Source organism: Nocardioides conyzicola, assembly GCF_039543825.1.
GTDB lineage: Bacteria > Actinomycetota > Actinomycetes > Propionibacteriales > Nocardioidaceae > Nocardioides > Nocardioides conyzicola.
In genome coordinates this window covers 1057732-1070901 of the sequence record NZ_BAABKM010000002.1, presented here as the reverse complement: position 1 = coordinate 1070901, position 13170 = coordinate 1057732, and the positions used below count along the sequence as shown (strand labels likewise).

Below are 13170 nucleotides of genomic sequence, written 5' to 3'. Positions count from 1 at the left end.
ATGGCGAACATGAAGGCCGTCTACGAGCGACCCGCCCGGTTCCTCGACAACCTCGGCGCGGAGCTGCTCTTCTTCGTCAAGGCGCTGGCGTGGACCCCGCGCACGATCCGTCGCTACAAGAAGGAGATCCTGCGCATCCTGGCCGAGGTCACCCTCGGCTCCGGTGCCCTGGCCGTCATCGGCGGCACCGTCGGCGTCATCACCGCGATGTGCTTCTTCACCGGCACCGAGGTCGGCCTGCAGGGGTACGCCGCGCTCAACCAGCTCGGCACCTCGGCGTTCTCCGGCTTCGTCTCCGCCTACTTCAACACCCGCGAGATCGCCCCGCTGGTCGCGGGCATCGCGCTCGCCGCCACCGTCGGGTGCGGCTTCACCGCCCAGCTCGGCGCCATGCGGATCTCCGAGGAGATCGACGCCCTCGAGGTGATGGCGATCCCGTCGCTGCCGTTCCTCGTGACGACCCGCATCATCGGTGGTCTGATCGCGATCGTCCCGCTCTACGTGGTTGGCCTGCTGTCGTCGTACTTCGCGACCCGGCTGACCGTCACCCAGTTCTTCGGTCAGAGCACCGGCACCTACGACCACTACTTCAACCAGTTCCTGCCGCCGGGCGACGTGCTCTGGTCCTTCGGCAAAGTGCTGGTCTTCGCGGTGACCGTCATCCTGATCCACTGCTACTACGGCTACAACGCCTCCGGCGGTCCGGCCGGGGTCGGCGTCGCCGTGGGCCGTGCGGTGCGCACCAGCATCGTCGCGATCAACGTGATCGACCTGTTTCTGTCGATGGCGATCTGGGGCGCGACCACCACCGTGCGGATCGGTGGGTGACGGCATGGCTCGCAGCTCGCTCGGCAGCGCCTCGTTGCCCAAGGTGATGGGCATCGTCTTCCTCTGCCTGCTCGTCGCCGGGGTCTACCTGACCTACGCGATCTTCACGAAGAAGTACACCGACTACGACAAGGTGACCCTGCAGACCTCCACCATCGGTCTCCAGCTCCCCGAGCGCGCGGACGTCAAGATCCGCGGCGTCCTCGTCGGCGAGGTGCTCGACTTCAAGGCCAACGGCGCGGGTGACGGCGCCGACCTGACCCTCGGGATCTTCCCCGATCAGCTCGACTCGATCCCCGCCGACGTGACCGGGTCGATCGTGCCCAAGACCCTCTTCGGGGAGAAGTACGTCGCGCTGGTGGTGCCGGACAAGCCCGAGACCGACCACATCGAGGCCGGAGCGACCATCAAGCGCACGGTCGTCTCCACCGAGGTGGAGGAGGTGCTCTCCGACCTCTACCCGTTGCTGCGCACCGTGCAGCCGGCCCAGATCAACCAGACCCTCAACGCGCTGGCGACCGCGCTCGACGGCCGCGGCGACCAGCTCGGCGACAACATCGAGACCCTCAACAGCTACCTCAAGCGGATCAACCCGCAGATCCCGAAGCTCGTCGAGGACCTCCGCCTCACCTCGCAGGTCTCCGACAACTACGCCGACGTGATGCCGCAGATCGCCCAGATCCTCGACGACACCGTCGTCACCACGGGCACCCTCGAGGGACGCGAGAAGAAGCTGCACGCCCTCTTCCAGGACGTGTCCGCGTTCTCCGACACCGCCACCGACTTCCTCGACCAGAACGGCGACAACCTGATCCGGCTCAGCGAGGTCGGCCAGCAGCAGCTCCGGGTCTTCGCGAAGTACGCCCCGGAGTACAACTGCCTGACCCGCGGCATCGTCAACGCCGGCAAGCTCCAGGCCGAGGCGTTCCGCGGCTTCACGCTGCACATCGTGCTCGAGACGCTGCCCCACCAGCCCCGGGCCTACAACGCGGGCGACACCCCTCGCTTCGGCGAGAACCGTGGTCCCAACTGCCTGCACCTGCCCAACCCGCCGTGGAACCAGTCCAACCCCGTGCGGCACCAGCCCAACTTCAACGACGGCGTGGACGAGCCGACCGGCAAGGGCACCAGCCGGGTCGCGCCCAACGCCAGCTTCCGCACCAGCGCACCCGGAAGCGCCGAGGAGACCGCGCTCCTCCGCTCGCTGCTCGGCCCTGCGCTCGGCGTGAGCGACTCCGACGTACCCGACCTCGGCGTGCTGCTGCTCGGTCCGATGGCCCGTGGGGCGGAGGTGTCGCTGCGATGAAGCTCCTCGACCGCCGTACGACCTCGGACCTGGTCAAGCTGCTCGTGTTCATCGTCGTCACGACGCTGGCGACGTCCGTGCTCGTCGTGCTGATCGGCAACATCTCGTTCACGGCCAAGAACGACTACCGCGCCGTCTTCGTCGACGCCACCGGCGTCGTCAAGGGCGACGACATCCGCATCGCCGGCGTCAAGGTCGGCACGGTCAAGGGTGTCGAGGTCGTCGACCGGACCCGAGCGCGGGTCACCTTCAGCGTCGACAAGACCGAGACCCTCAGCAAGGCCACGCACGCCACGATCCGCTACCGCAACCTCGTCGGCCAGCGCTACATCTCGCTGTCCGACGAGATCGGCGACACCGGCGAGCTCGAGCCGGGCGACACCATCCCGGTCGCGCAGACCACCCCGGCCCTCGACCTGACCGTCCTCTTCAACGGCTTCAAGCCGCTCTTCCAGGCGCTGTCGCCGGCCGACATCAACCAGCTCTCCTACGAGATCATCCAGGTCTTCCAGGGTGAGGGCGGCACGCTCGAGGGCCTGCTGTCCCACACCGCCTCGGTGACCTCGACCCTGGCCAGCCGCGACCAGGTCATCGGCGAGCTGATCGACAACCTCAACGAGGTGCTCGACCACATCGGTGACCGCGACGACCAGCTCAGCCAGCTGATCACGACCTTCCGGACGTTCGTCGGCGGCCTCAAGGACGACCGCGAGGCCATCCTCGGCTCGCTCGACGACATCTCCGAGCTGTCCGTCCAGACCGCCGACCTGGTGTCCGGGATCCGCGAGCCCTTCGTCGGCGACATCAAGCAGCTGCGGCGCCTCGCCGGCAACCTCGACAGCGGCAAGGCCGAGCTCGACCGGGCGCTGCAGGTGCTGCCGATCAAGCTCAACAAGGTCGGCCGCACCGCGACGTACGGCTCGTGGTTCAACTTCTACCTCTGCCACTTCCAGGGTCGGGTGCGGCTGCCGGGTGGCGTGTCCGCCCCGGTCGACTACAACGCCGGCAGCGACAGGTGTGATCTCGGATGAATCACCCCACGACGTTCTTCTCCTCCGCGTCGCTCCCCCGAACAGCTTCGAGGGGACCCCGATGAAGCCGTTCCGCGAGCGCAACCCCGTGATCATCGGCGCCGTCAGCCTGGCCGCCGTCGTCCTGCTGGTGATGGCCGCCTTCCGCGCCCAGGACCTCCCGGTCATCGGCGGCGGCGACACCTACTACGCCGCCTTCTCCGAGTCCGGTGGCCTCAAGGCCAACGACGAGGTCCGGATCGCCGGCGTCCGCGTCGGCAAGGTCGAGTCCGTCGGGCTCGACGGCGACCACGTCAAGGTCACCTTCCGGATCGAGTCGGGCTCCGGCTTCGGCAAGGAGACCCACGCGGCGATCAAGGTCAAGACGCTGCTCGGGGCGATGTACCTCTCCCTCGAGCCCGCCGGCTCCGGCCAGCTCGCGAAGGGCGCGGAGATCCCGGTCGAGCGCACCAGCTCGCCGTACGACGTGGTCGACGCCTTCTCGGGTCTCGCCGAGACGTCCGACAAGATCGACACCGACCAGCTCGCGAAGTCGCTGGGCACGCTCGCCGACCTGACCCGCAACACCCCTGAGGAGTTCAAGAACGCCCTGAGCGGGGTGTCGGCCCTCTCGGCCAACATCGCGGAGCGGGACGGTCAGATCAACACCCTGCTCAAGAACCTCGACCGGGTCTCGACGGTCCTCGACGACCGCGACGAGGACATCGTCGGGCTGATGAAGGACTCCGACGTGCTGTTCCGAGCGCTGGTGGCACGCCGCGAGGCGGTCCACAACCTGCTCGTGTCGACGAGCGGCCTGTCCAAGGAGCTGACCTCGCTGATCCGGCAGAGCCGCGCCGACCTGAAGCCGGCGCTGGAGCACCTCGAGAACGTGGTGGCGGTGCTCAACAAGAACGAGGACAACCTCGACAACAGCCTGCGGCTGATGGCGCCGTTCTACCGGGTCTTCGCGAGCACGCTCGGCAACGGCCCGTGGTTCGACACCTACATCCAGAACATGCCCCCGGCCCCGAAGGTGGGTGGCTGACATGGCCACGCTGAAGCGGGTCGCCGTGCCGGCCGTGCTGGTGCTGCTCCTGATCGCGGCGGCGTTCACGATGTTCCGCGGCGACGACACCAAGACGCTGACCGCCCACTTCCCGCGCACCATCTCGATCTACGAGGGCAGCGACGTCCGCGTCCTCGGCGTCCCGGTCGGGACCGTGGACAAGGTCACGCCGTCGGGCACCGACGTCGTCGTCACCATGCACTACGACGCCGACGTGAAGGTCCCCGACGACGCCAAGGCGGCGATCATCGCGCCGTCGGTCGTCGGCGACCGGTACATCCAGCTCACGCCGGTCTACACCGGGGGAGCCGTGCTGGCCGACGGCGCGACGATGACCGTGGACCAGACGGCGGTGCCGCTCGAGCTCGACCAGATCTACTCGAGCATCGACGACCTCACGGTCGCGCTGGGCCCGACCGGCGCCAACAAGGAGGGTGCGCTCACCGACCTCCTCGAGACGACCGCTGCCAACTTCGGCGGGCAGGGCGCGAAGTTCAACACCACGATCAAGAACTTCAGCAAGCTGAGCAAGACCCTCGACGACAACAAGGAGGAGCTGTTCGGCTCCGCCCGCAAGCTCGAGGGCTTCATCGGCACGCTGGCGACCAACGACAAGACCGTGCGCCAGTTCAACGACTCGCTCGCCAACGTGTCGGAGATGCTGTCCGGCGAGCGGACCGAGCTCTCCGAGGCGCTCAGCAACCTGGCGACGGCGCTCGGCCAGGTGTCGAGCTTCGTGAAGGAGAACCGTGCCGTGCTCGGCCGCAACATCAAGGGCCTCAACCGGGTGTCGAAGGTGCTCGTGAAGCGCCGCTCCGAGCTCGACCAGATCCTCGACTCGGCCCCGCTCGCGCTGAACAACCTCGCGCTGACCTACAACCCCGAGGCCGGCACTCTCGACACCAACGCCAACCTCGGCGAGACCGTCAACCAGATCACCAGCGACCCGTCGACCTTCCTCTGCGGGATCGTCGGCCAGGCCGACGACTCCGGTGCGCTGTGCGACCTGGTGAAGCAGGCCCTCGGTCGTTCGGCACCCAACGGGAGGACGTCGACCGACAAGTACGACGCCACCCTCGGCGGACTCGTGGAGGCGGGACGATGACCCGGCCCCGTACCGCCCTGCGCGCCCTGGTCGCGGCCCTGGCCGCTGCCCTGCTGCTGACCGGCTGCGACCTCGACGTCTACAAGCTGCCGCTGCCCGGCGGCACCGACGTCGGCGACGACGCGATCACGGTCACGGCCGACTTCGCCGACGTGCTGGACCTCGTCCCGAAGACGACGGTGAAGGTCAACGACGTGAGCGTCGGCCAGGTCACCGACATCACGCTCGACGACGGTCACGCCGTGGTCACGATGGACGTGCGCAAGGACGTCGAGCTCCCGGCCAACACGGTCGCCGAGATCCGCCAGACCAGCCTGCTCGGCGAGAAGTTCGTGTCCCTGGGGCCGCCGACCGACGAGGCGCCCGAGGGCACCCTCGCCGACGGCGCGACGCTCTCGCTCGACCAGACCGGACGCAACCCGGAGGTCGAGGAGGTGCTCGGCGCGCTGAGCCTGGTGCTGAACGGCGGCGGTGTCGCCCAGCTCAAGACGATCGCCAGCGAGGTCAACAAGGCGCTGGACGGCCGGGAGGGCGCGACCCGCTCGGTGCTGGTCCAGATCCGCAAGTTCATGACCCAGCTCGACGACAACAAGGCGGACATCGTCACCGCCATCGAGTCGGTCAACCGGCTCGCGAAGTCGGTCCGCACCCAGCAGGGATCGATCGACGCGGCGCTCGAGGAGCTCCCCAGCGCGCTCACGTCGCTCGACAAGCAGCGCGGCGACCTGGTCAAGATGCTGAAGGCCCTCGACAACCTGAGCTCGGTCGGCGTCCGGGTCATCAACGCCTCCAAGGTCGGCACCGTCGAGTCGCTGAAGCAGCTCAACCCGGTCCTCACCGAGCTGGCCAACTCCGGCGACAACTTCGTGAAGTCGTTCAACGTGTTCCTGACCTACCCGTTCGTGGACGAGGTCGTCGGTCGTGACCCGCAGGTCGCGCGCAACCTCCACATGGGCGACTACACCAACCTGTCGGTCGAGCTCGACCTCGACCTGTCCGGCGGTGTCTCCGGAGCCCCGACGGGCCTCCCGACCCTGCTCCCGAGCGACCTCGACCCGACGAAGGTCGTCGACCTGCTCACGCGGTGCCTCGCCAGCGGAGACCTGAACAGCAAGCCCTGCAAGAAGCTCACGAGGACCCTCGAGGGCCTCACCAAGCTGCGCGAGGCCTGCCTCAAGCCGCGCAACCGGGACTCGGCCGTCTGCAAGGCCCTCGCCCAGATCCCGGGACTGCCGGACCTGCCCGGGCTGCCGGGCGCGCAGCCGTCGGTACCGGTCCTCGGCGACCTGCTCGGCGTCGGTCGGGCGCCCACCGGGCCTGCCCAGTCGTCGCGCGGCCCGACGTTCCGAGACCTCAGTCGCACCTTCGACCCCGCCCTCGTCCGCCTGCTCGTCCCCGGGATGGTGAGCACCCGATGATCACCCGCCGCGTGCGACTCCAGCTTCTCGTCTTCGTCGCGATCACCCTCCTCGGCGTCAGCTACGTGGGTGCCCGCTACGCCCGTCTGGACCGGATCTTCTTCGACGACCACTACACGGTCGTCGCCCACCTCGAGCGCTCCGGTGGCATCTACGAGGGCGGCGAGGTCTCCTACCGAGGCGTCCAGGTCGGCTCGGTCGGCAAGCTGGTCCTCACCGACGACGGCGTCGACGCCTACCTCGACATCAACAACTCCGACCAGGACATCCCCGCCGACACGCTCGCGGTGGTCGGCAACCGGTCCGCGGTCGGCGAGCAGTACGTCGAGCTCCAGCCCCGCACCGACAAGGCGCCGTACCTCAAGGAGCACTCCGAGATCGCGATGGCGGACACCCGCACGCCGATCGCGACCGAGAAGTTCCTCGCCGACATCACCAACACCGTCGAGTCCGTGGACAAGGACTCGCTCGCGACGACGGTCGACGAGCTGGGCCAGGCGTTCGCCGGCACCGGGGCCGACCTGCAGCGCATCATCGACACCGGCAACGCGTTCATCAACGAGGCCGACGCCAACTTCGACACCACGACCGCGCTGATCCGCGACAGCAACACCGTCCTCCAGACGCAGTCCGACAAGGCGAGCGCGATCCGCACCTTCGCCCAGCAGCTCAGCCTCTTCAGCGGCTCGCTGGCCGGGTCCGACAAGGCGCTGCGCGAGATCATCGACCAGGGCTCGGCGACCGCGACCCAGCTGCGCACCTTCCTCGAGGACAACAAGGTCGACCTCGCCGAGCTCCTCAACAACCTGGTGACGACCGGCGACGTGATCGTCAAGCACCTGCCCGGCATCGAGCAGATCCTGGTGATCTACCCGTACGTCGTCGAGGGCGGCTTCACCGTCGTGGACAAGTCTCCCGACACCGGGCTGTACGACGCGCACTTCGGCCTGATCATCACCGACAACCCGGTCTGCCACCAGGGCTACGAGAGCACCGACACCCGCCCGCCGCAGGACGGCAGCAACCGGCCCATGAACACCAAGGCCGGCTGCACCGAGCCGCCCACGAAGAGCGACCCGCGGGGCATCCAGAACCTCAAGCGCGCGCCGGCGTCCTACCGCGCCCCGGTCGTCGCCTCCTACGATCGCGACACCGGCAAGCTCCACTGGGGCAGCCGCGTCGACGCGGCCAGTGCCCAGCCTGGCACGCTGGCACCTGAGAGCTTTGGAGAGGACACGTGGAAATGGCTCTATCTCCAGCCGTTGACCGAGAGCCAGGGATGACCGACGCGGACGCAGCGCCCGAGGAGACCCCGCACGCGCCCAACGGCCGGTTCCGCCTGGCGCTGCTCGGGATCCTCGTGATCGCCCTGCTCGCCGCCGCCGGCACGCTGGTCTGGTTGCTCGCCGAGCGCCGCGGTGCGGCCGACGAGGTGCAGTCCGAGCGCGACGCCGTCCTGCGCCAGACGGAGCAGTTCGTGCTGCGCCTCAACACCTACGGCCCCGACGACCTCGACGCCCAGGGCCACCTGCCGGACTACCAGAAGCAGGTGACCGGCGTGATCACGCCGAAGTTCGCGGCCGACTTCGAGAAGCAAGGTCTTCCCATCGCCGAGCAGACGGTCGCCCAGGCCGGCTACGGCCGCACCGCCAAGGTGTACGGCGTCGGGGTCGAGTCCGTCGACGCCGACTCCGCCACGGCGATCGTCGCGGGCGGCTTCACCAGCAGCTATCCCGACCCCCAGCACCCGAAGGACGCAGCGAAGCGGGTCGCGTCCGACCCCGACGTGCTGCGGTGGAAGGTCGACCTGGTCCGCTCCGGCGACACCTGGCTGGTCGACGACTACGCCCCCGTCGAGGCGGAGGAGGGCCAGTGAGCAGCCCCGCGAGCCCGCAGAGCCCGAGCTGGTACGACCTCCTCGGCGTCGCGCCCGACGCCTCCGCCGACGAGGTCCGGGCCGCCTGGCGTGCCGCGATCGCCGACCTCGACCCGACCGACCGTCGCTTCGCGCTGCTCAACCAGGCGGCCGAGGTGCTGCTGGACCCGCAGCGGCGGGCGGCGTACGACGCCGAGATCGCGCCGGCCCCACCGGAGCCCGACCCCGAGCCCGACCTCGAGCCCGAGCCTGCGGCCGAGACCACGACCACCACCACGGCCGCTGTCACCCGCCAGCCGCGCCTCGTCCCGGGATGGCTGCTGGTGGGCGTCGCCGTCGTGACCCTGCTGATCGCCGGCGCGGCCGTCGTCGTCGCGGCCACGGTGCCCTCGGACCGGTCGGTCGACCAGGCCTCTGCCTCGGCCCGGTCGGCGGCCGAGCGCGCGATCGTGCCGATCCTGTCGTACGACGCCGCGCACCTGGACGACTCGAAGGCCGCGGCCGAGGGCTACCTGACCGGCGCCTACCGCAAGGAGTACGCCAAGCTCTTCGACGGCGTGATCGCCGCCAACGCCCCGTCGACCGGCACGGTGGTCAAGGCCAAGCTGGTCAGCTCCGGCGTGGTGCGGGCCGACGACGACCGGGTGCAGGTCTTCCTCCTGGTCGACCAGTCGCGGACCAACAAGGCCGACAAGCAGCCGGTCGTCTACAAGAACTGGGTCACCGTGACGATGGAGCGGGTCGACGGCGACTGGCTCGTCTCGGGCCTCGACACCTGAACCGCGGCGCCGCGGTGCTTGACCTGGCCGCCGCGGGAGTTCATGATCGTCGCCAACGCCACCCTGTGTCGTAGGAGTGATCTGAAACCGGGGTTTGTGGCGGCTGCCTGCGTGCGGTAGCCTGTTCCTTTGCGTCCGCTCTCAAATGCTCTCCAGCCTGCCCGGTGGCTGGTTTTGTGGTGGGTCGACGCCGATCTCAAGCGTAACCGTCGAAGGACACCTCTTGGCCGCGCGCACCACCTCTGGTAACCCCCGCCGCATCTCTTTCGCAAAGATCTCAGAGCCACTCGAAGTCCCGCAGCTCCTCTCGCTCCAGACCGACAGTTTCGACTGGCTGGTCGGGAACGCCGCTTGGGATGCTGTCGTCGAGCGTCGTCTCGAGGCTGGCGAGGACGTCTCCCGGAAGTCCGGTCTGACCGAGATCTTCGAGGAGATCTCGCCGATCGAGGACTTCTCCGAGACGATGTCGCTCTCGTTCGAGAACCCGGTCTTCTACGACCCGAAGTACACGGTCGACGAGTGCAAGGAGAAGGACTTCACCTACTCCGCACCGCTCTACGTGTCTGCGGAGTTCACCAACAACGACACCGGTGAGATCAAGGGCCAGACGGTCTTCATGGGCGACTTCCCGCTCATGACGCCGAAGGGCACCTTCGTCATCAACGGCACCGAGCGCGTCGTCGTCTCGCAGCTCGTCCGGTCCCCGGGCGTCTACTTCGAGCGGACCGCCGACAAGACGTCCGACAAGGACATCTACACCGCGAAGCTGATCCCGTCGCGCGGTGCCTGGCTCGAGTTCGAGATCGACAAGCGCGACCTCGTCGGCGTCCGGCTCGACCGCAAGCGCAAGCAGAACGTCACGGTGCTCCTCAAGGCCCTGGGCCTGACCATCGAGGACATCCGTCGCGAGTTCGCGGACCCCAACAGCACCGACGGCCGTGCGTACGAGTCGATCGAGCTGACCCTGGAGAAGGACCACACCCAGGGCGAGGACGACGCGCTGCTCGACATCTACCGCAAGCTCCGTCCCGGCGAGCCGCCGACGCGTGAGGCTGCGCAGACGCTGCTGAACAACTACTACTTCAACCCGAAGCGCTACGACCTCGCGAAGGTCGGCCGCTACAAGGTCAACAAGAAGCTGGGCCTCGTCGAGGCGTTCGACCACCAGACGCTGACCGTCAGCGACATCGTCGCCGCGATCCGCTACATCGTCGCGCTCCACGACGGCCAGACCGAGGTCGAGTCGCCGCAGGGTGCGCTCGAGGTCGCCGCCGACGACATCGACCACTTCGGCAACCGGCGCATGCGCACGGTCGGCGAGCTGATCCAGAACCAGCTCCGCACGGGCCTGGCCCGCATGGAGCGCGTGGTCCGCGAGCGGATGACGACGCAGGACGTCGAGGCGATCACGCCGCAGTCCCTGATCAACATCCGGCCCGTGGTCGCGGCGCTGAAGGAGTTCTTCGGCACCTCGCAGCTCTCGCAGTTCATGGACCAGACCAACCCGATCGCCGGCCTGACGCACAAGCGTCGGCTCTCGGCGCTCGGCCCGGGTGGTCTGTCCCGCGACCGCGCCGGCATGGAGGTCCGCGACGTCCACCCGTCGCACTACGGCCGCATGTGCCCCATCGAGACCCCGGAAGGCCCGAACATCGGCCTGATCGGCTCGCTCGCGTCGTACGGACGGATCAACCCGTTCGGCTTCGTCGAGACGCCGTACCGCAAGGTCGAGAAGGGCAAGGTCACCGACAAGGTCGACTACCTGACCGCCGACGACGAGGACAAGTACGTCATCGCGCAGGCCAACGCGGGCCTCGACGACAAGGGTCGTTTCTCCGAGGAGCGCGTGCTGGTCCGCCAGCGCGACGGTGAGGTCTCCGAGGTCCTGCCCGAGGACGTCGACTACATGGACGTCTCGCCGCGCCAGATGGTGTCGGTCGCGACCGCGCTGATCCCGTTCCTCGAGCACGACGACGCCAACCGCGCGCTCATGGGTGCCAACATGCAGCGCCAGGCCGTGCCGCTCATCACGAGCGACTCGCCCCTGGTCGGCACCGGCATCGAGTACCGCGCCGCGGTGGACGCCGGCGACGTGGTCGTCGCGACCGACGCCGGTGTGGTCAAGGCGGTGTCCGCCGAGTTCATCGAGACGATGAACGACGACGGCACCTACACGACCTACAAGCTGGCCAAGTTCAAGCGCTCCAACCAGGGCACCTGCATCAACCAGCGTCCGCTGGTCTCCGAGGGTGACCGGGTCGAGGTGGGCAGCCCCGTCGCAGACGGGCCGTGCACCGACGACGCCGAGATGGCGCTGGGCACCAACCTGCTGGTGGCGTTCATGCCGTGGCAGGGCCACAACTACGAGGACGCGATCATCCTCAGCCAGCGTCTGGTGCAGGAGGACGTCCTCACCTCGATCCACATCGAGGAGCACGAGGTCGACGCCCGCGACACCAAGCTCGGGCCGGAGGAGATCACCCGGGACATCCCCAACGTCTCCGAGGAGATGCTGGCCGACCTCGACGAGCGCGGCATCATCCGCATCGGCGCCGAGGTCAACACCGGCGACGTCCTGGTCGGCAAGGTCACGCCGAAGGGCGAGACCGAGCTGACCCCCGAGGAGCGCCTGCTCCGCGCGATCTTCGGTGAGAAGGCGCGCGAGGTGCGCGACACCTCGATGAAGGTGCCGCACGGTGAGTCCGGCACGGTCATCGGCGTCCGGGTCTTCGACCGCGAAGAGGGCGACGAGCTGCCGCCGGGCGTCAACCAGCTGGTCCGCGTCTACGTCGCGCAGAAGCGCAAGATCTCCGTGGGTGACAAGCTCGCCGGCCGTCACGGCAACAAGGGCGTCATCGCGAAGATCCTGCCGATCGAGGACATGCCGTTCATGGAGGACGGGACCCCGGTCGACGTGGTCCTCAACCCGCTGGGTGTCCCGCGACGGATGAACATCGGTCAGATCCTCGAGCTCCACCTGGGCTGGCTGGCGAAGCAGGGCTGGGACCTCAACCTGCACGACGGTCCGAAGGACGAGGACTGGAAGAAGCGCCTGATCAAGATCCACGCGGACAAGGCCGAGCCGAACTCCCGGGTTGCGACCCCGGTCTTCGACGGCGCCCGCGAGGACGAGATCACCGGCCTGCTCGGTGCCACCAACCCCAACCGGGATGGTGTCCGGATGATCGACGCGACCGGCAAGGCGGACCTGTTCGACGGCCGCTCCGGCGAGCCGTTCCCGGAGCCGGTCTCGGTCGGCTACATGTACATCCTGAAGCTCCACCACCTCGTGGACGACAAGATCCACGCCCGCAGCACCGGCCCCTACTCGATGATCACGCAGCAGCCCCTGGGCGGTAAGGCCCAGTTCGGCGGCCAGCGGTTCGGCGAGATGGAGGTCTGGGCGATGGAGGCGTACGGCGCCGCCTACGCCCTGCAGGAGCTGCTGACGATCAAGTCCGACGACGTGCCCGGTCGCGTCAAGGTCTACGAGGCCATCGTGAAGGGCGAGAACATCCCCGACTCCGGTATCCCCGAGTCGTTCAAGGTTCTCGTGAAGGAGATGCAGTCGCTCTGCCTCAACGTGGAGGTGCTGTCGCAGGACGGCACGGCCATCGAGATGCGCGACGCGGAGGAAGACGTCTTCCGCGCCGCCGAGGAGCTCGGCATCGACCTGTCCCGCCGCGAGCCCAGCTCCGTCGAAGAAGTCTGACCACCCCACGAGGACCCGGCCCGGCGGTCACGGCCGCCGGCCGGGTCTCCCGGGGAGATCAGTCCAC

At 68.3% G+C, this 13170-nt stretch carries 10 protein-coding genes; all 10 read left to right on the top strand.

All coding sequences use genetic code 11. The annotated features are described in order from the left end of the window. The 10 genes from ABEA34_RS08220 (at position 1) to rpoB (ending at position 13103) form a co-directional block, all read left to right on the top strand. Positions 1–828, top strand: coding sequence for an MlaE family ABC transporter permease (locus tag ABEA34_RS08220; protein WP_345520759.1), 828 nt, complete (start codon positions 1–3; stop codon positions 826–828). A gap of 4 nt (positions 829–832) precedes the next feature. Further along, positions 833–2134: an MCE family protein gene (locus ABEA34_RS08215; protein ID WP_345520758.1), complete on the top strand. Its 1302-nt coding sequence runs from the start codon at positions 833–835 to the stop codon at positions 2132–2134. Beyond that, positions 2131–3165, top strand: a complete 1035-nt coding sequence (locus ABEA34_RS08210) for an MCE family protein (protein WP_345520757.1) — start codon at positions 2131–2133, stop codon at positions 3163–3165. The genes ABEA34_RS08215 and ABEA34_RS08210 overlap by 4 nt, the downstream gene beginning before the upstream one ends. Positions 3166–3226: 61 nt before the next feature. Next, positions 3227–4192, top strand: a complete 966-nt coding sequence (locus ABEA34_RS08205) for an MCE family protein (protein WP_345520756.1) — start codon at positions 3227–3229, stop codon at positions 4190–4192. A gap of 1 nt (position 4193) precedes the next feature. Beyond that, the gene (locus ABEA34_RS08200; RefSeq protein ID WP_345520755.1) at positions 4194–5318 is read left to right on the top strand and encodes an MCE family protein; all 1125 of its coding nucleotides are present in this window, start codon (positions 4194–4196) and stop codon (positions 5316–5318) included. Further along, positions 5315–6736, top strand: coding sequence for an MCE family protein (locus ABEA34_RS08195; RefSeq protein WP_345520754.1), 1422 nt, complete (start codon positions 5315–5317; stop codon positions 6734–6736). Before ABEA34_RS08200 ends, ABEA34_RS08195 begins: the two co-directional genes overlap by 4 nt. An 11-nt stretch (positions 6737–6747) precedes the next feature. Then, complete coding sequence (locus tag ABEA34_RS08190) at positions 6748–8019, top strand: MCE family protein (RefSeq protein ID WP_345520753.1); 1272 nt, start codon at positions 6748–6750, stop codon at positions 8017–8019. Next, complete coding sequence (locus tag ABEA34_RS08185) at positions 8016–8612, top strand: hypothetical protein (RefSeq protein WP_345520752.1); 597 nt, start codon at positions 8016–8018, stop codon at positions 8610–8612. The genes ABEA34_RS08190 and ABEA34_RS08185 overlap by 4 nt, the downstream gene beginning before the upstream one ends. Continuing rightward, on the top strand, positions 8609–9391 hold the full coding sequence (locus tag ABEA34_RS08180; RefSeq protein WP_345520751.1) for a J domain-containing protein: 783 nt from the start codon (positions 8609–8611) through the stop codon (positions 9389–9391). The genes ABEA34_RS08185 and ABEA34_RS08180 overlap by 4 nt, the downstream gene beginning before the upstream one ends. 223 nt (positions 9392–9614) lie before the next feature. Continuing rightward, a complete protein-coding gene (gene rpoB / locus ABEA34_RS08175; RefSeq protein WP_345520750.1) occupies positions 9615–13103 on the top strand; it encodes a DNA-directed RNA polymerase subunit beta in 3489 nt (1162 codons plus the stop codon). Positions 13104–13170 lie beyond the last annotated feature (67 nt).

Bases quoted from the DNA above. Each gene is read 5' to 3' on its own strand.
- ABEA34_RS08200 (WP_345520755.1), top strand. From the start codon at position 4,194: ATGGCCACGCTGAAGCGGGTCGCCGTGCCGGCCGTGCTGGTGCTGCTC.
- ABEA34_RS08185 (WP_345520752.1), top strand. From the start codon at position 8,016: ATGACCGACGCGGACGCAGCGCCCGAGGAGACCCCGCACGCGCCCAAC.
- ABEA34_RS08215 (WP_345520758.1), top strand. From the start codon at position 833: ATGGCTCGCAGCTCGCTCGGCAGCGCCTCGTTGCCCAAGGTGATGGGC.
- ABEA34_RS08220 (WP_345520759.1), top strand. From the start codon at position 1: ATGGCGAACATGAAGGCCGTCTACGAGCGACCCGCCCGGTTCCTCGAC.
- ABEA34_RS08195 (WP_345520754.1), top strand. From the start codon at position 5,315: ATGACCCGGCCCCGTACCGCCCTGCGCGCCCTGGTCGCGGCCCTGGCC.
- ABEA34_RS08205 (WP_345520756.1), top strand. From the start codon at position 3,227: ATGAAGCCGTTCCGCGAGCGCAACCCCGTGATCATCGGCGCCGTCAGC.
- ABEA34_RS08210 (WP_345520757.1), top strand. From the start codon at position 2,131: ATGAAGCTCCTCGACCGCCGTACGACCTCGGACCTGGTCAAGCTGCTC.